Origin of the sequence: Rodentibacter heidelbergensis, assembly GCF_002000125.1 — a bacterium.
In the GTDB taxonomy this organism is placed as follows: domain Bacteria; phylum Pseudomonadota; class Gammaproteobacteria; order Enterobacterales; family Pasteurellaceae; genus Rodentibacter; species Rodentibacter heidelbergensis.
Genome location: NZ_MLHH01000030.1, coordinates 12589 through 30429, shown reverse-complemented (window position 1 = coordinate 30429; position 17841 = coordinate 12589). Strand labels below are relative to the sequence as shown.

At 36.9% G+C, this 17841-nt stretch carries 16 protein-coding genes; 4 read left to right on the top strand and 12 right to left on the bottom strand.

Going from position 1 to position 17841, the window contains the following annotated elements; translation table 11 throughout:
- From BKK48_RS10055 to glnA, 10 genes are all read right to left on the bottom strand, one after another.
- Positions 1-238: glycosyltransferase family 2 protein (locus BKK48_RS10055; protein ID WP_425271822.1), on the bottom strand; the 238-nt coding region annotated here is incomplete at its 3' end.
- A gap of 4 nt (positions 239-242) precedes the next feature.
- Positions 243-998: a glycosyltransferase family 2 protein gene (locus BKK48_RS09670; RefSeq protein ID WP_208604189.1), complete on the bottom strand. Its 756-nt coding sequence runs from the start codon at positions 996-998 to the stop codon at positions 243-245.
- The gene (locus BKK48_RS09665) at positions 991-2199 is read right to left on the bottom strand and encodes an oligosaccharide flippase family protein (protein ID WP_077428265.1); all 1209 of its coding nucleotides are present in this window, start codon (positions 2197-2199) and stop codon (positions 991-993) included. Before BKK48_RS09665 ends, BKK48_RS09670 begins: the two co-directional genes overlap by 8 nt.
- A 16-nt stretch (positions 2200-2215) precedes the next feature.
- Positions 2216-3130 (bottom strand): hypothetical protein, encoded by a 915-nt coding sequence (locus BKK48_RS09660; RefSeq protein WP_077428263.1) that lies wholly within the window; start codon positions 3128-3130, stop codon positions 2216-2218.
- Between the two features lie 44 nt (positions 3131-3174).
- On the bottom strand, positions 3175-4335 hold the full coding sequence (gene neuC / locus BKK48_RS09655) for a UDP-N-acetylglucosamine 2-epimerase (protein ID WP_208604188.1): 1161 nt from the start codon (positions 4333-4335) through the stop codon (positions 3175-3177).
- Complete coding sequence (locus tag BKK48_RS09650) at positions 4332-5591, bottom strand: cytidylyltransferase domain-containing protein (RefSeq protein ID WP_077428259.1); 1260 nt, start codon at positions 5589-5591, stop codon at positions 4332-4334. The genes neuC and BKK48_RS09650 overlap by 4 nt, the downstream gene beginning before the upstream one ends.
- Positions 5592-5607: 16 nt before the next feature.
- Complete coding sequence (gene neuB, locus BKK48_RS09645; RefSeq protein ID WP_077428257.1) at positions 5608-6645, bottom strand: N-acetylneuraminate synthase; 1038 nt, start codon at positions 6643-6645, stop codon at positions 5608-5610.
- A 1-nt stretch (position 6646) separates the two neighbouring features.
- On the bottom strand, positions 6647-7276 hold the full coding sequence (locus tag BKK48_RS09640; RefSeq protein WP_077428255.1) for an acetyltransferase: 630 nt from the start codon (positions 7274-7276) through the stop codon (positions 6647-6649).
- Positions 7273-8295, bottom strand: coding sequence for an LPS O-antigen chain length determinant protein WzzB (locus BKK48_RS09635; protein ID WP_077428253.1), 1023 nt, complete (start codon positions 8293-8295; stop codon positions 7273-7275). Before BKK48_RS09635 ends, BKK48_RS09640 begins: the two co-directional genes overlap by 4 nt.
- Positions 8296-8461: 166 nt before the next feature.
- Positions 8462-9880: a glutamate--ammonia ligase gene (gene glnA, locus BKK48_RS09630; protein ID WP_077428251.1), complete on the bottom strand. Its 1419-nt coding sequence runs from the start codon at positions 9878-9880 to the stop codon at positions 8462-8464.
- Between the two features lie 270 nt (positions 9881-10150).
- On the opposite strand from glnA, the gene typA reads away from it, so the two are divergent.
- On the top strand, positions 10151-12001 hold the full coding sequence (gene typA / locus BKK48_RS09625; RefSeq protein WP_077428249.1) for a translational GTPase TypA: 1851 nt from the start codon (positions 10151-10153) through the stop codon (positions 11999-12001).
- 243 nt (positions 12002-12244) lie between these two features.
- On the opposite strand, the gene BKK48_RS09620 is transcribed toward typA, so the two are convergent.
- Complete coding sequence (locus BKK48_RS09620) at positions 12245-13459, bottom strand: pyridoxal phosphate-dependent aminotransferase (RefSeq protein WP_077428247.1); 1215 nt, start codon at positions 13457-13459, stop codon at positions 12245-12247.
- A 144-nt stretch (positions 13460-13603) separates the two neighbouring features.
- Between BKK48_RS09620 and BKK48_RS09615 the strand changes: the two genes are divergently transcribed.
- Genes BKK48_RS09615 through menH form a run of 3 tightly spaced genes read left to right on the top strand, consistent with a single transcriptional unit; the run spans position 13604 to position 17375 of the window.
- Positions 13604-14896, top strand: coding sequence for an isochorismate synthase (locus BKK48_RS09615; protein WP_077428245.1), 1293 nt, complete (start codon positions 13604-13606; stop codon positions 14894-14896).
- Entirely contained in the window at positions 14887-16593 is a 1707-nt protein-coding gene (gene menD, locus BKK48_RS09610) for a 2-succinyl-5-enolpyruvyl-6-hydroxy-3-cyclohexene-1-carboxylic-acid synthase (protein ID WP_077428243.1), read from the top strand. The genes BKK48_RS09615 and menD overlap by 10 nt, the downstream gene beginning before the upstream one ends.
- Positions 16594-16625: 32 nt before the next feature.
- The gene (gene menH / locus BKK48_RS09605) at positions 16626-17375 is read left to right on the top strand and encodes a 2-succinyl-6-hydroxy-2,4-cyclohexadiene-1-carboxylate synthase (protein WP_077428241.1); all 750 of its coding nucleotides are present in this window, start codon (positions 16626-16628) and stop codon (positions 17373-17375) included.
- 86 nt (positions 17376-17461) lie between these two features.
- Here menH and raiA read toward each other — a convergent pair whose 3' ends face one another.
- A complete protein-coding gene (raiA, locus tag BKK48_RS09600; RefSeq protein ID WP_077428239.1) occupies positions 17462-17782 on the bottom strand; it encodes a ribosome-associated translation inhibitor RaiA in 321 nt (106 codons plus the stop codon).
- Positions 17783-17841: the final 59 nt, after the last annotated feature.

Sequence of the window (17841 nt, the reverse complement as noted above, 5' to 3'; positions counted from 1 at the left end):
TTTTTATTAAAAAATTTCTTCCTTCAGCCACACCTAAATTTTTCCCAATATTAAAATATTGAAATAGTATACTTTTATTTTCAGATAAAACATCCAAGAGTGGGGCTTCTAACTCTTTATCGTTATTATTATCGAGAAAAAGTAATTCTATCTTTTTCCCTCTGTATTTATTAATACACTTCATCGTATCAATAACTTCATTATAACGTCCATAGCTAATTATTAGTATCGATATCATATTATTATCTCTTGTGTTTTAATAAACCATTATATGCATAATAGCAAAAATAGTATAAAGATTTGAGTAATCCTAAATTTTCTTGAAAAAAATAAAGTCTAAAAGTCCATATAGCACTTTTTATTTTATTTGAAGAAACACTTACTTTTCCAATTCTCACATTAGAGGTAAATCCATCATCATAAAGATATGAATACTCAATACATTTTAAACAATCTAAGAAAAAAGCATAATCTTCATGCTTAATTTTAGGGAAACGTAAATTAGAAATTTCTTCCTTTTTTATTAGAACTGTCATTATTTTGAACTGGTTACTTCTTAGTAAGATTTTATAATTTATTTTTTTACTCGTCGTTATCGACTTTATCTTATTTCCATCTAGATCACAAAAATAATAGTTCCCATGTGTCATGGAAACATTATTTTTAAGCATAAATGCTATTTGTTTTTCTAGTTTATTACTTTCAATAAAATCATCACTATCAAGAAAAGTAATATACTCTCCACTTGAATTTTCTAAACCTATATTTCTTGCCATTGCAGGACCTTGATTATAAGGCGTAAAAAATAATTTAACTCTAGTGTCTTGCTCAGAAATTTTTTCTACAATTTTAATACTATCATCTTTTGAACCATCATCAATAACGAGAAGCTCTATATTCTGATAAGTCTGATTTAAACAAGATCGTATTGCTTCTTCTATATATAACTCAGCATTATACATTGGCATAATGATACTAATTAATGGGTTGTTATTCATTTTCTTTTCTTACTTTTATTGTAATAAAATATAATATAGGTAAGATACCTATAGCCCCTAAAATGCTAGCATAAGGGATATAAATTATTTCAGTAAACATAAATAAAACTAATGCCATAAAATAAATTGCAGTAGACAATACGGAACAGAAAGATATTTCCTTTGTCTTGCCATAGAAAAACAAGTAATTTACTAAAATAACATATGGAATTCCTAAACCTGCAGAAAAGCAAAACATTATTACATAATATTTTACCCCTTCAAATTCTTTACCCAATAAAAATAATAAAAAACTCTCAGGAATTAAAAATATAATTAATAATATTATGACAATTATAAATAAAGAGTAGAAAGCCCATCTATGAAGATCTATTAAATTAAGTTCTTTTTCCTTTAACCTTTCAAATAAATAGGGAACCACAGCTTTATTAATAGCCATAATAAAAATAGATAATACAGAAGAAATTTGAACTCCCATCGAATATATTCCAAGTTCAGTTTCACTAAATTGATGGAAAATAAATATTCTATCTAACTGAGTTTTTATAAAGAAACTAAAATGATGAAATATCATTGGAAATCCAAAACTTATTATATAAAGAAAAGATATTCTATATTGCAACCATGTGAATTTTTTATATTTTATTCTTTTCTTATAAACCATATAAGAAAGAAAAGTAACTAATACATTACTAATCAAAATAGCCAATATACGTTTTTCAACTAAATTGTTCTCATAAATCTCAAGAATAAATATTGTTAACAATGTATTAGTACTTGTTAAAGCAAGTTGAATTAATGTATATGAGAAAATTTGTTTTTGACATTGTCTGACACTGAGTTGAACTGATAATACAACCTGAGAAATTGCACTCAATACAAGATAAAACATTATTTCTGATTTAAATACCCAGCAAAATATTGATGCAAAAAAACCTAAAGTAAATGTATAAAAATATCCTGTATTTACCACTAAGTTTAACGAACGTTTTCCATGTGTATAAAAATAGCGGGTTACTGCACTATCTTGACTTAACCCCAAAAATATAACAAACAAGGATAAAAAAGTCTGATAATAAGACAGTTCTCCAAATCCATCTACACCTAGTTTCTTAGATAAATATGGCAATAATAAGAATGGAATTGATTTTGATAACAATTCACCACAAAAATAAACAGAACTATCTTTTAGTATACTCATAAATATAATCTATTAATTAAGGTAACATCTTTTCACCTGAAAGATTAAATCTACTAAATGCTTCCAATATATTTTTCTCATCTAAAAGATAAGATTGTATCCGTCCTTCTAACTTATTTTTTCGTATATACTCATTAACATTAAAATCTTTCAATAAAATCCAATCTTCAACATTGAAATCATCTCTTCTATTTTTCACAACAGGAAAATGCCAATTGGGGCAAATACCCAATATTTTTTTTCGTTTTAAACTAGGTAAAGGCAATATCTCATATGCTGAGAAACAGCCATTAATCCAACCTTTATAAAATTTAAATTTCACATCTCTATTATATAGAATCCAGTGATCTCCCACTTCCATTACAGGATATTTCTCATGAATATAACATTCCCCATTATGGCAGTGTAAATTTATTCTACTAAGAATAATACAATCTTTTTTTCTCATTGGAAGCTTGCAAAGTTCTTTTAAAACATCTGAATCATATATATGATCACCATCAACCTTTATTATCCACTCATTCTTAGGTAAATGGCTCCACACGAAATTATAATATGAATCCAATCTAGAATATGGTTCAATATTATCATTCATATATCGCTTATCTCCAGATGGTATTACATCATATGGATATTCAATAGCTATAAACTGTGGATATTTTTTACAAAATTCTAGAATATATTCTTTCGTTCCATCAGAACAAGAATGGAAGCCTATAACACCTCCTTTTAAAGCAGGTAAAATGCTCTTCAGTGCAATATCAACCGTTTTAATTTCATTATGCAATCTAATAAAAGCATATGGTTTTACAGGCTCTCTTTTAGAATACAATTTTTGCATTTTCTCTGTAACTCTCAGTTTAATTGGAACCCCCAATTCTGATAAAATATAAAATATTGATATTTTAAAAAATGAAATTAATTTAACCATATATTATTCTCCGTATACTATCATATAGCTAAAGTATATAAACTTTAAAGATCATAAAAATTCTTGGGGGAATTAATCGTATTATTTTGTAAAAAATTTTTAATAAGGGAATAAGCTTCCTCAGCCGAATCTCCCTGATAATACGGATTTACCATCGTTGGCAAACGTTGCTGAAATTCGTCTGAAAGCAATTTATCCATCCCTTGTTTAATAGATTCTTGATTACTTTCTACATCTATAACAGATTCACCACGAACACGCCCTTCTTGGCGTTTGCCAATATTGATAGTGCCAACTTTTAATGAAGGAGCTTCAAGTAACCCTGATGAACTATTTCCTATTATACCTTTTGAATATTTAATTAGGGCTAAATATTCTTCAGGTTTCACTGATGTAAAGAAAGTAAAGTTATTTTCTTGGCTATAATGTTTTACTTTTTTAAAAATCACATCTGAATGTGTGTCTGAATTAGAACCAATAAACACAAATTGATAATCTTGTTTAAATGAATCTATAGCCAATAGTAGCTGTTCTACTTGTTCAACAACAGACTGCCCTGTAATAGTTTCAGGGTGGAATGCCACCATAAAATAAGGTTTATTTTGCAAATTTAACTCTGAAAATAACTGTTCTTTTGTTGGCAATACGAGACTTAAACCATTTTCTGCTCCCAGAGAGCCAATATTGTGTACAGTTTTAGGTTGCTCACCAAGTTGAATGACTCGCTTTCTATAGCTCTCTGTAGCTGTCAAGTGTAATTTTGACATTTTAGTGATGCAATGACGTATAAATTCATCGTAATTGCCTAATGTTTGCTCACCACCGTGCAAATGAATTAATGGGATATTATGCATTGCTGCTGCGGTTGCCACAGAAAGCATTTCATAGCGATCGCCGAGAACCATCACTGCATCATAATGATGAGTTTGAAAGTGCTTACCAAACAAATCTAAAGTTTCAGCCATTGAAGTTAAAATAGTTTGGTTATTTTGACTATCCAACTTAACAGCTATTTTTTCACTAATTGTAAATCCATCTTGTTCAATAATTTCTACAGTATTACCATATTGCGGATCAAGGTGCATTGCAGTAACAATCAAACTGAAATCTAATTCTTGATCTTCCTGTAAACGCTTTAATAAACGTTTTACAATGCCGTATTCCGCGCGAGAACCTGTTACATAGGCAATTCGTTTTTTCATCATAATTCTGATTCAACAATATTTTTTAATAATTGATAACCTTGCTCATTAAGATGCAAACCATCTTGTGTGTAATCTAAATTCAATTTGCCATATTGATCACTAAATTGGCTATCAAGTGAAATCCATTTTACATCTTCCAAATGTTCTTTTAAGTATTTATTTAATTCTCTAATCAGAGTATTATTTCGGTCTACTCGTAATGCTACTGGTGTAATTTCTAAGAAATAAAGTGTAATATCTTTTTTAATCGCTTTTAACTTATTAATTACTTGTTGAATATCGGTCCAAATTTGTTCATTCGACCAGCCATCATAAACAATATCATTCGTTCCAAACATTAAAATTGCTTTATCTCCAAGCTCTTTAATAACATCTTTATCTAAAATTAATTCAATATATTGTTTTGTTGAAATACCAGCAATTGCCAAATTATTTACCACTTGCTCATTGAGTGTTTCAATATTCCAATAATCTAAAATAGAATGTCCAATTAAACTAATGTCTTTTACTTGGTTCAAGTTCTGTTTTTTTGACGTAATAGTTTTCTTAATATTTTCTAATAAGATTTTTTCTTTATTACGTTGTTGAAGAATAAAATAAAAATATTCAAAGTCTAGACGATCATCAATATCAACAGACACATCCTTAGCCATAAAATAAGCAATACATTTTTCACCATAAAAATGCTTTTGTTTTAAGTATGCTTTTGGTTTGGCGGAAAAAATTGCACCGTTTGGTGAATATTCCGGATAATATTGCTGGCGAGCATAATTTGAATAATCAAGTTTAAAATTTTTTAAACTTTCATCTTCATCAATTTCACGGGTTAAGGTTGTTGGTTTATGGGCATCCGATACCGAAACTAAGAAATCAAACTGATCAAAATGTTGCTCAAATTTAGCATTTGCTTCTTGAATATGTTGTGCAGTCCTTAATGGAGAAGTAGGTTGTAATAGTACAAAATAATCAAAATCAATATTTTGATATTTATTTAATACATCTTCAATCACCACAAAAGAGCTAGCTTTATCTGAAGCTAACTCTGCTGAACGTTTCACGAACTCAATAGGGTAATGTGATAGCAAATCAATATATTCTTGCGAATCAGTACTGACAATAATTTTTTCAAACTCTCTACTTTCTAAAGCTGCTTCAATACTGTAAGCTATAACTGGTTTACCATTTGCAAATAAAACATTTTTATTGGGTAAACCTTTTGAACCTGATCTTGCAGTGATAATTGCAATTTTTTTCATAAATTTGACCGCTCTTTTACCCTTGATTTTTGAAGCGGCTATCTTGGATAAGTTGATCCTCTTCAAAATCCATCTCTGCTTCTTTACCTAAGATTTCATACCAACTCATAGGGCTAATCCCATTTCCCGGACGTTTCGTTGTCAAGTTTTCTGTAGTATAAATCTCTCCTTTTTTAATCGGACATGCCGCAATGATAGATTTACGTGCAACAATTTTATTTTTTGCTTCAGAAGTAGTTACAATCTTTTCTGATGAACCAAGAGATTTTTCAACGGCACGAATACCTTCACAAAGTAATTTTAATTCCTCAGGAGTCACCGATGCTTTATGATCAGGACCTTCAAAATTTTTATCCAATGTGAAGTGCTTTTCGATAAATGTAATTCCGTAGGGGACTGCTGCAATCCCTGCAAAATAGCCTGCTGAATGATCAGAAAAACCTAAATCATAATCGGAGAATAACGCTTTTAATTGATAAAACGCATTCAAATTTACATCTTCATAAGGTGTTGGGTATTCCGTATTACAATGAAGAATAGTGATTTCTTTTTTCTGCATTCCATTTTTTTCTAATACAGCTAACGCATCTTTAATTTCTTCAATTGTAGCCATTCCTGTTGAAATAACTACGGTTTTCCCTTCAATAGGTAAACGAGCAATTTTTTCTAAATAAGGTAAGTTTGTTAATTCTCCTGATGGAATTTTCCAAACCTTTTGTTTTTCACCTGCAAGGAAATCAATAGATTCCATATCAAAAGGGGTAGAAAATACTTCTAAACCAAGTGAGCGAGCATAACTCTCTAGCTTACGAAACTCATCATAAGGAAGTTCCAATTTTCTGGTCATTTCAAGTTGGCTATCTGCCGTACCAGTAGTAACTTTCTGGTATTCCGCTTTTGGAGCATATTTTGAAATTAACTTATCAGCTTTAAATGTTTGGAATTTAACAGCATCTACACCACATTCTCTGGCTACATCTACCATTTTTTTTGCTAATTTAGGATCACCATTATGATTACAACCAATTTCTGCCACAATAAATACTTGAGTCATTTTATTCAACTTCCTTAATTAATTTTGCAGGAATCCCCGCCACCACTGAACGAGGTTTAACATTACGAATCACTACGGCTCCGGCACCAACAACTGCACTTTCGCCAATTCTTAACTGCCCAGTAATAACAGATGAGCTTCCGATAAAACAATAATCTTCAACAATTACATCGCCATTTAATGTACTATTTGTAGAAACATTACTATGGTTACCAATACGACAACCATGCTCCACAAGTGATTTAGTGTTAATAATAACGTTATTACCAATAGTGACACCACTATTGACAATTGCCATTTTTCCAACAAATATGCCTTTACCAAGAATTGAATGACTAGAAATGATTGATGTTCGATCAATTACATTAATAATGTTGCATCGGTATTTTTCTAGCTTTAAGTATTTTTCTAAACGATAGTTATTATTTCCAATACTAATGAAAAAACTATAATTATTTCTTTCTTCAAATTCATCAATAGTTTTTGCGAGAATAGGATAGCCTAAATGAATTGCCCCCTCTGGCTTGAAGTTATCAATAAACCCACAAAACTCATATAGAGATGTATCTAAAGAATCTAGTACTGATTTTGCATAACCACCAGCACCGATAAATATTACTTTTTTTTTCATTGTTCCTTTCTACTGTTTTGGATAACTGAACTAAATAAAATAATAAAAGTAGATAAAACTAGACCAACAATAAATCCAATTGCAAGAATCAACGCCTTTTTCGGCTTATCCTTCACCACAGGATAATCCGGGGAAGCCTGATAGCTATAAGCTTGTGCTTTTATCGTTTTCACATACTCTTGTATTTCTTGTAATTTCTTTAATTGTTCTTCAATTTGTTGAGCTTGGATGCGTAAATATTGTTCGCCATATGTAAATAATGCAGAAGTCGAATCTAAACTCTGAGAAGTGTTAGAGGTAGAATTAGATTGAACTTGGTTTTGTATATTTCCTGCAGGTAAAGCACTCGGCGTGACTTCAATATTAAGTTCTTTTTGGATTTTTGAAGAATGCTCAATCGATTGTTTTTCATTGGATAAAGCTTCAATTTTTTGGCTTATCATCAATTGAAATAGATTTTTATTGAGTTCAAAGGCTTTAGTGTTAATGAAATCAATAAATTGAGTTAAGGTATTCTGTGCAGCCTCTGGTGTTTCTGCAGAAAAACTGACTCGGTTACCGAACATATCAGCATTTTTTTTAGGATCAGGACGAGTGATGGCAGTATATTCAATCACAAGGTTAGATAGGATTTGACGCTGTGCTTTTTCGTCTTTTCCTTCTATTAGGCGTTTATATTCATCAGATTGTAAAAAAAACTCTCGTCTTTCATTTCGAGAAAATGCTAATCGCTCAAAACTCTCATATAACTGTTTAGATATCTCATCAACAGTCAAAGGCTCTTTGAACAATTGAGCAAAATTCAATCGTGCATTAACATATTTCCCCATATCAATCGAGGTAGGCGCAATCACCTCTGCAGTTGAAGTCCACTTTTCTTTTGCCGTAAACGCATATACGCCCGCAATCAGGGTACATATGAAAGCAGAAAGGAGAATCCAAATTTTTTTGTTCCATAGAACTTTAATCAACTCAATGAGATCAATCTCATCATTCTTGGCTACATTTGTATTGTTCACTCTAAAATCCTTAATGATTTTTACCCATAATTTTCGCATGGAGATTCTAGTTCTTATTTTAATCTTTCACAAGAACGAAAATGTAAAGGAATGTTAATAAAAAAATGAAAATGCGGTCAAAATCAACCGCACTTTCTCTCGCTCTGGTTTACTGCCAATTTCCAAATTAGGCATAATACATCTCAAACTCCACCGGATGTGGGGTCATATTCAAGCGTTCCACTTCTTTGCGTTTAATGCTGATGAAGGCTTCTACAAATTCTTTGCTGAACACGTTACCGTGGGTTAAAAATTCGTAGTCTTTCTCAAGCGCATTTAAGGCTTCTTCTAAAGAGCTTGCCACAGCAGGAATGTCTTTCAGTTCTTCCGGTGGCAAATCGTAAAGGTTTTTATCCATCGCATCGCCCGGGTGAATTTTATTCACAATGCCATCTAACCCAGCCATTAATAAAGCCGCAAAGGCAAGATATGGGTTTGCCATTGGATCTGGGAAACGGGCTTCAATGCGAATGGCTTTCGGGCTGGTTACCGCAGGAATACGAATTGAGGCAGAGCGGTTGCTTGCGGAATAAGCCAATAGCACAGGTGCTTCATAACCCGGTACTAAGCGTTTATAAGAGTTGGTTGTTGGGTTGGTGAAAGCATTTAACGCTTTAGCATGTTTGATGATACCGCCAATGTAATAAAGCGCCGTTTCGGAAAGCCCGGCATATTTATCGCCTTGGAAGATATTTTTGCCTTCTTTGCTTAATGACATATTACAGTGCATCCCTGAACCGTTGTCACCGGTAATGGGTTTCGGCATAAAACAGGCAGTTTTGCCATGTTCAAGAGCCACATTTTGTACTACATATTTATAGATTTGGGTTTCATCGGCTTTTAAAGTTAAGCTGTTGAATTTTGTCGCAATTTCATTTTGTCCTGCGGTTGCCACTTCGTGGTGATGCGCTTCAATCACTAATCCCATTTCTTCTAAAAGCAAACACATTTCAGAGCGAATGTCATGTGCGCTATCAATCGGAGCAACGGCACAATACCCGCCTTTTTTCAATGGACGGTAGGCATTATTGCCCCCTTCATATTTTTTGTTGGTATTCCAAGCAGCTTCCACATCATCAACAGAGAAAGAAGCACGGTTCATCGACACATCAAAACGCACATCATCAAATAAGAAAAACTCCGGCTCCGGGCCAAAAAATGCTTGATCCGCAATACCGGTAGAACGCATATAATTTTCAGCACGAATAGCAATAGAACGAGGGTCACGATCATAACTTTGCATTGTTGTCGGCTCATACACGCTACAACGAAGGGAAAGTGTCGGGATTTGCGCAAATGGATCGACCACGGCGGTTTCCGCCATTGGCATTAAAAGCATATCGGCTTTATTGATAGTTTTCCACCCTTCCACAGATGAACCATCGAACATTTTACCGTCTTCAAACATCTCTTCATCCACAAGATTAACAGGAATGGATACGCCGTGTTCTTTGCCTTTAATATCAGTAAATCGAAGAAGCACGAATTTGATATCATATTCTTCAATAAGGTTAAATACATGGGCGATGGCATTTGCGTTTGACATAGTAAGTCCTCTTTATTTCTTTAGGGTAAGGATGATTAAAAATGCGGTGCATTATAACGCAATACCCCGTGCTTTTCATTGAATTTATTTTTCCGATTTAACGTGGCGGTCAATAGAAAAGTCGGGTATAATCTGCGCCCTTTCGTGCCAAAGATAGACGCACCTTATGATTGCAATCTACACACGAAAATAATAAACCTTTTAATTTATGCGTGAAACCTCGTTTCACACCGCCTATATAACTGAGATAACTTATAACATTGATACCCCATGACAAATAAAATTGATATTAACAAACTACGCAATATTGCGATTATCGCCCACGTTGACCATGGTAAAACCACCCTTGTTGACAAGCTTCTTCAACAATCTGGTACTTTTGAAGCCACCCGTGGCGATATTGATGAGCGAGTGATGGACTCAAATGATTTAGAAAAAGAACGTGGCATTACCATCCTTGCTAAAAACACTGCAATTAACTGGAATGATTACCGTATCAACATTGTTGACACACCGGGGCATGCCGACTTTGGCGGTGAAGTAGAACGTGTACTTTCTATGGTGGATTCCGTACTTTTAGTGGTCGATGCCTTTGACGGCCCTATGCCACAAACCCGTTTCGTGACGCAAAAAGCTTTCGCTCACGGTTTAAAACCCATTGTTGTCATCAACAAAGTAGACCGTCCGGGTGCCCGCCCGGATTGGGTGGTGGATCAAGTATTCGATCTTTTTGTTAACCTGGGGGCGACTGACGAACAATTAGATTTCCCGATCATTTATGCTTCCGCATTAAATGGTGTGGCAGGTTTAGAACATGAAGAGTTGGCAGAAGATATGACCCCATTATTTGAGGCCATTGTTAAACATGTTGAACCACCAAAAGTAGAATTAGATGCGCCATTCCAAATGCAAATCTCCCAATTGGATTACAACAGCTATGTGGGCGTGATTGGTATCGGTCGCATTAAACGCGGTTCGATTAAACCTAATCAACCGGTCACTATCATTAATAGCGAAGGCAAAACTCGTCAAGGACGTGTGGGCCAAGTGCTTGGGCACCTTGGTTTACAACGTTATGAAGAAGAAATAGCTTATGCAGGTGATATCGTGGCTATCACCGGTTTAGGCGAGCTTAATATTTCCGATACCATTTGTGATATCAATGCCGTGGAAGCCTTACCTTCATTAACTGTTGATGAACCAACGGTAACCATGTTCTTCTGTGTCAATACCTCTCCTTTTGCCGGTCAAGAAGGAAAATATGTGACTTCACGTCAAATTCTTGAGCGTTTAAATAAAGAATTGGTTCACAATGTGGCCTTGCGTGTGGAGGAAACCCCAAACCCTGATGAATTCCGAGTTTCCGGTCGTGGTGAATTACACCTTTCCGTCCTCATTGAAAATATGCGTCGTGAGGGTTATGAGCTGGCGGTTTCCCGTCCAAAAGTTATCTATCGTGAAATTGACGGCAAAAAACAAGAGCCTTATGAGCAAGTCACCATTGATGTGGAAGAACAACACCAGGGTTCTGTGATGGAAGCCCTAGGTATCCGCAAAGGTGAGGTGCGTGATATGTTGCCGGACGGCAAAGGCCGTGTTCGTTTAGAATATATCATTCCAAGTCGTGGTCTAATCGGCTTCCGTGGTGAATTTATGACCATGACTTCGGGTACCGGTTTGCTTTACTCCAGTTTCAGCCATTATGACGACATCAAAGGCGGCGAAATTGGTCAGCGTAAAAATGGGGTGTTAATTTCCAACGCAACAGGTAAAGCTCTTGCCTATGCCTTATTCGGTTTACAAGAACGCGGTAAATTAATGATCGATGCCAATGTAGAAGTCTATGAAGGGCAAATCATTGGTATCCATAGCCGTTCAAATGATTTAACCGTGAACTGCTTGCAAGGTAAAAAACTCACCAATATGCGGGCTTCCGGTAAGGATGATGCTATTGTGCTTACCACACCGGTGAGATTTAGCCTTGAACAAGCCATTGAATTTATTGATGATGATGAATTGGTAGAAGTGACACCGGAATCGATCCGCATCCGCAAAAAACTGCTCACGGAAAACGATCGTAAACGGGCAAATCGTACAACGACCAGTACAAGCACTCATTAAACAAAAAAATGGAATCAGCAATGATTCCATTTTTTTATACGAAGTGCGGTTGATTTTCACCGCATTTTTGCTTTTGTTCAGTATTATGTAGCAGTGACACAAAGCTGATTTTGAGCTAGTTGTAGGGACACACTGCGTGTGTCCGCTTATAACATATTGAAATGATTTGATTTTATAACGGACACACGCAGTGTGTCCCTACATAATAATGAAAAAATATTTCGTTTTTCACCGCATTTTTTCCTATTGACGATAGTTTTCTAAAAAACGCCCTAATTTGGTGATTGCCTCTTCCAATTGGTTCACATAAGGTAGGGTGACAATGCGGAAGTGATCCGGTGAGTGCCAGTTAAAACCTTTACCATGCACCAGCAACACTTTTTCTTGGCGGAGTAAATCCAATACCATTTTTTCATCGCTGTGAATATTGAATTTTTTCACATCAATTTTTGGGAACATATAAAGTGCACCCATGGGTTTCACACAGCTGATGCCGGGAATTTGTGTAATCAATTCATAGGCTTTGTTTCGTTGTTCCAATAAACGTCCGCCGGGCAAAATAAATTCATTAATGCTTTGATACCCTCCCAGGGCGGTTTGAATGGCATGCTGCATAGGCACATTGGCGCACAAACGCATGGAAGCAAGCATGTCCAAGCCTTCAATATAACCTTTCGCATGATTTTTCGGCCCATTTAAGATCATCCAGCCTTGGCGGAATCCGGCAACACGGTAAGCTTTCGATAAACCGTTAAAGGTCACCGTTAATAAATCCGGCGCTAATGCCGCAATGTGATGATGAACCGCATCATCGTATAAAATTTTATCGTAAATTTCGTCTGCAAAAATAATCAGATTATGCTGACGGGCTACTTCCACAATCTCTTCCAATAACGCTTTGCTGTAAACCGCACCGGTTGGGTTGTTCGGGTTGATAACCACAATCGCTTTAGTGTTGGCATTCACTTTTGATTTGATATCCGCAATATCCGGAAACCAATCGGCTTGCTCATCACACAAATAATGCACCGCTTTGCCACCGGAAAGGGTCACTGCCGCCGTCCACAATGGATAATCCGGCATCGGTACAAGCACTTCATCACCATCATTTAATAAGGCTTGCATTGCCATGGTAATCAGCTCAGATACGCCATTGCCAATATACACATCATTAACCGTAGAACCTTGTATGCCTTTGGATTGATAATATTGCACAATGGCTTTACGAGCAGAATACAATCCTTTGGAATCACAATAGCCTTGTGCCGAAGGCAAGTTACGCAACACATCCACCAAAATTTCATCCGGTGCTTCAAAACCAAAAGGGGCGGGGTTACCAATGTTTAATTTTAAAATTTTATTGCCTTCTTCTTCCAACCGGAGTGCTTCTTTGTGAACAGGGCCACGAATGTCATAACAAACATGTTCCAATTTATCGGATTTGGGGAATAATCGCATATCAGTTCCTTTTATTTTTATAGAAAGTGCGGTTAATTTACGCTGAATTTTCAATCTTGAAAAGATTTTGCAAAAAAATTTTTTGTCACAGGCAAACTGCGGTAGAATACGAGCTAATTTTTTGTGTATTTTCAAACAAGTATAATGGGTAGTTTAGAACAAGCCGCAAGCCAACTCAGCCTGCAAATTGAACAATATTTGCAACAGGGAAAAAAGGATATTGAGCGTTTTCAAGTGAACATCGCCAATATCAACTTATTGGCATGGCTAAAATCACAAACCACTTACCCACAGTTCTATTTACACTTCCGTGATGAAAACAAATCAATGGCAGCCCTTGGCGAAGTTCGGAAATTTACCTCATTAAACTTAGCACAAGAATTTATTGAAGCATCGCATTTCCCGCTTGTCGGTGGGTTACAATTTCAAGGTAGCGGGCAATTTATCCTGCCACAGTTGTTGCTGGAAACAGAGAAACAAAACACCATAATCAGTTGTTTTGTGGAAGGTGAAACGTCTGCCCAAAGGGCCTTGGCACAATTAAAAACGCTACCAAAAATGACCGCACTTTGCCCATTGCCAAAACAAATTCCGCTACATACAGAGCAGCAGGCCAATCAGCCAATGTGGTGCGATTGGGTCAATCAAGCCTTATATGAAATTAAACAGGGCGAACTCACAAAGTTGGTGTTAGCCAATGAAACGGTTTTTCATTTAAAACAGCCCGTTAACCCCTATAATTTCCTTGCGGAAAGTGAAAAACAAAATCAAGGTTGCTATCATTTTTTATGGGCAGAAAATCCTCATTCAACCTTTATAGGATCGACACCTGAACGCCTATTTGCCCGAGAATATAATCTGTTTTTAACCGAAGCCCTTGCCGGCACTGCCCCTATTACAGCTGATTTAAAAGAAAATCAGCAACAGGCCCAATGGTTATTAAACGATGAAAAAAACCTCAATGAAAATTGGCTGGTGGTGCAAGATATTTCACAAAACATTCAGGCTATGGTGGAATCTTTTGATGTCAGTGAAGTAGAACTAAAACCCTTACGCAAAGTCCAACATTTGTTACGAAAAATTCGAGCAAATCTGAGTGCGCATTATCGGGATTCGGCCCTACTCAAAGCCATTCACCCAACGGCGGCAGTTTCCGGTTTACCTCAACAACAAGCAAGGATGATCTTATCGGAAATTGAAACCTTTGATCGAGGCTGGTATGCCGGAACATTGGGGGTGATGAGTGAAGCTTATTCAGAATTTTGTGTGGCGATCCGCTCTGCCTTTATTGAGAGAAATCGGATCCGTGTTTTTGCCGGTGCAGGAATTGTTGAAGGCTCCGAACCTTTGGCGGAATGGCAAGAAATTGAACGTAAGGCATCGGGATTAATTTCCCTTTTTGCAGAAAATAATGATGGAGAAAAAGAATGTCTGTAAGCGTGTTTAATCGTTGTTGGTCAAAAGTGATTTTAGAAACCTTGGTACGCCAAGGGGTTTCCCATATCTGTATTGCCCCCGGCTCACGCTCTACCCCATTAACCCTTGAAGCCGTACGTTTACAAAATGCCGCTCGCACCACCTGCTATAGCCATTTTGACGAACGTGGGTTAGGCTTTTTTGCCCTTGGTATTGCTAAATCGACCCAATCCCCCGTGGCAATTATCGTCACCTCGGGAACAGCAGCAGCAAACCTTTATCCTGCCATTATCGAAGCCCGCCAAAGCGGTGTCGATCTGATTGTGTTAACCGCAGATCGCCCACCGGAATTATGGGAATGTGGGGCAAATCAAGCCATCTTGCAACAAAATATGTTTGCAGACTACCCTGTTGCCAATGTCAACCTCCCGAAACCCAATGCAGACTATTCGGCGAAATGGTTAATTTCTCTACTTGAGCAATCGCTATTTCAACAAAAACAACAGCCCGGTGTAGTTCATATTAATGTGCCTTTTGCCGAGCCACTCTACGAGGCACAGGAAGAGGCTATCGACAGCCACCCTTGGTTAGCCCCTCTACAACGTTGGCTTTCACAACATAAACCTTGGATAGCGCGTGAAGCTCAACAACAAGAAGTGCTGATGCACGAAAACTGGGATCACTGGCGTACTAAACGGGGAGTGATTGTTGTCGGGCAACTACCTGCAGAACAAGCCATGGGCATTAATGCTTGGGCAGCAACCATGGGTTGGGTGCTATTAACGGATATTCAATCCGGTGTGGAACCTATGACCCCTTATGCAGATATTTGGCTTGCCAACCAAACGGTGCGTGAAAAATTATTGCAAGCGGAGATTGTTATTCAATTCGGATCACGCTTTATCAGCAAACGCATTAACCAATTTTTGCAAACTTTCAAGGGGGAATTTTGGATTGTGGAACACACTCAAAAGGCGGTGGATCCTTATCATCATTCCCATACCCGTTTTAATGCGAAAGCGCACCACTGGTTACGGGCGCATCCGCCTCTTCGTCAAAAACCTTGGTTGCTGGAACCTTTGGCGTTGTCCAAATTCTGTGCCGGTTTTATCGAACAACAAGTCGGCGGTAACCTTAACGAAGCCTCTCTTGCTCACCACATTGAACGGGTGTTGCCTTATAACGGGATTTTGTTCCTTGGTAATAGTTTATTTGTACGTCTTGTCGATGCCCTTACCAAACTGCCTGAAGGCTACCCGATTTATACCAATCGTGGGGCAAGTGGGATTGATGGTTTATTAGCAACCGCAGCGGGAATTGGCGTAGGCACTAATCAACCCGTTGTCGCGATGATTGGGGACACCTCAACCCTGTATGATCTCAATTCTCTTGCACTGTTCAAAAATGTCACACAACCCACCATTATTTTTGTCATCAACAATAATGGGGGGGCGATTTTTGATATGTTACCGGTGGATGAAGCGGTCAAAGACCGCTTTTATCGCTTACCGCATAATGGCGATTTTTCACAAATTGCAGCTATGTTCGATATCAAATATGCTCACCCTTACACTTGGGCAGATTTAAGCAGTGTGTTAAAACAAGCCTACACCCGCCGTAAAACCACGTTAATTGAAATCAAAACCAATCCGAATGACGGTAGCAACATTTATAAACGTTTAATTGAACAAATCAGTCATGCTGTGATTGGTGCATAAGGAAATAAGGGCGTATTCCGCCCTTTTATTAAATAATGAAGATTATTTTTCTCCATGGCCTCCTCGGCACCGCCTCCGATTGGCAAAAAGTCATTGAAAATCTACCGCACTTTCACTGTATTTCCATGGATTTACCCTTTCATGGCAAAGCAAAAGAAACGGCTGTTTGCCATTTCAACGATACTGCCGACTATCTTTCCAAGCAAATCCGAAATGCAATCAATAATGAACCCTATCTTCTTGTAGGCTATTCCCTTGGGGGACGCATTGCCATGCACTATGCGTTAGAAGCAAAAGTGGAAAAAGGAAATTTACAAGCGGTGGTGTTAGAAGGGGCGAATTTGGGCTTAAAAACAGAAGAAGAAAAACAGGCTCGTTGGCAAAATGACACACAATGGGCAACACGATTTGCGAAGGAAATGCCTGAAAAAGTCTTGGCAGATTGGTATCAACAGCCTGTTTTTTCCCATTTAACCGCTCATCAACGAGCAATACTTATTGAAAAACGAAAAACCAACTGTGGTGAAAATATTGGAAAGATGTTACTTGCCACCAGCCTTGCCAAACAAGCGGATTTTCGAGAAAAAGTGCGGTCAAGTTCACTGCCGTTTTTTTATTTTTGTGGCGAACAGGATCCCAAATTCCAAAGGCTTGCCCAGTCTGAACAACTCAATTTAATCACCATTCCCCATGCAGGTCATAATGCTCATTTAGAAAACCCTGCCCTCTTTGCTGAAAAACTCGACAGTCTGATTTTAAAGCTCAATGAGCAAAATCAATAAAAAAGTACAACACTTCCATAAAAAATGCCAAGGTGTTGACCTTGGCATGATGCTTTCAAAAAACTTGATGAAAAACGACCGCACTTTTAGTCGAAGGAGTCTTTTAAACGCTCGTCCGCACGGCGGGCTTCCCCTTTATGCTGTAATTTATTGAGTTGGCGTTCTAACTTTTCTTCCACCTCATTAATGGCTTTATACATATCATCCGCCGTTGCACTCGCAACCAAATTCCCAAGTGGTGTTCCAATGGACGCCTCAACATTAAAACCATTAGGCACTTTATTTAATATAAAGTGCGGATTAATCAACTGCGTGTGCCATTTTTCCAATTTCGCCAGACGACCTTCCACATGCTCGCGAATTGCAGGGGTGATTTCCATTTGTTTGCTGGTGATATTTAATGTCATAGCATTTACCTCTCGCGTTGTTAGAACCCTCGGGTTCGGTTTGATTTACGATCAACATA

Bases quoted from the DNA above. Each gene is read 5' to 3' on its own strand.
- typA (WP_077428249.1), top strand. From the start codon at position 10,151: ATGACAAATAAAATTGATATTAACAAACTACGCAATATTGCGATTATC.
- BKK48_RS09665 (WP_077428265.1), bottom strand. From the start codon at position 2,199: ATGAGTATACTAAAAGATAGTTCTGTTTATTTTTGTGGTGAATTGTTA.
- glnA (WP_077428251.1), bottom strand. From the start codon at position 9,880: ATGTCAAACGCAAATGCCATCGCCCATGTATTTAACCTTATTGAAGAA.
- BKK48_RS09650 (WP_077428259.1), bottom strand. From the start codon at position 5,591: ATGAAAAAAATTGCAATTATCACTGCAAGATCAGGTTCAAAAGGTTTA.
- BKK48_RS09640 (WP_077428255.1), bottom strand. From the start codon at position 7,276: ATGAAAAAAAAAGTAATATTTATCGGTGCTGGTGGTTATGCAAAATCA.
- BKK48_RS09660 (WP_077428263.1), bottom strand. From the start codon at position 3,130: ATGGTTAAATTAATTTCATTTTTTAAAATATCAATATTTTATATTTTA.
- neuC (WP_208604188.1), bottom strand. From the start codon at position 4,335: ATGATGAAAAAACGAATTGCCTATGTAACAGGTTCTCGCGCGGAATAC.
- BKK48_RS09670 (WP_208604189.1), bottom strand. From the start codon at position 998: ATGAATAACAACCCATTAATTAGTATCATTATGCCAATGTATAATGCT.
- BKK48_RS09615 (WP_077428245.1), top strand. From the start codon at position 13,604: ATGGGTAGTTTAGAACAAGCCGCAAGCCAACTCAGCCTGCAAATTGAA.
- neuB (WP_077428257.1), bottom strand. From the start codon at position 6,645: ATGACTCAAGTATTTATTGTGGCAGAAATTGGTTGTAATCATAATGGT.
- menD (WP_077428243.1), top strand. From the start codon at position 14,887: ATGTCTGTAAGCGTGTTTAATCGTTGTTGGTCAAAAGTGATTTTAGAA.
- raiA (WP_077428239.1), bottom strand. From the start codon at position 17,782: ATGACATTAAATATCACCAGCAAACAAATGGAAATCACCCCTGCAATT.
- BKK48_RS09620 (WP_077428247.1), bottom strand. From the start codon at position 13,459: ATGCGATTATTCCCCAAATCCGATAAATTGGAACATGTTTGTTATGAC.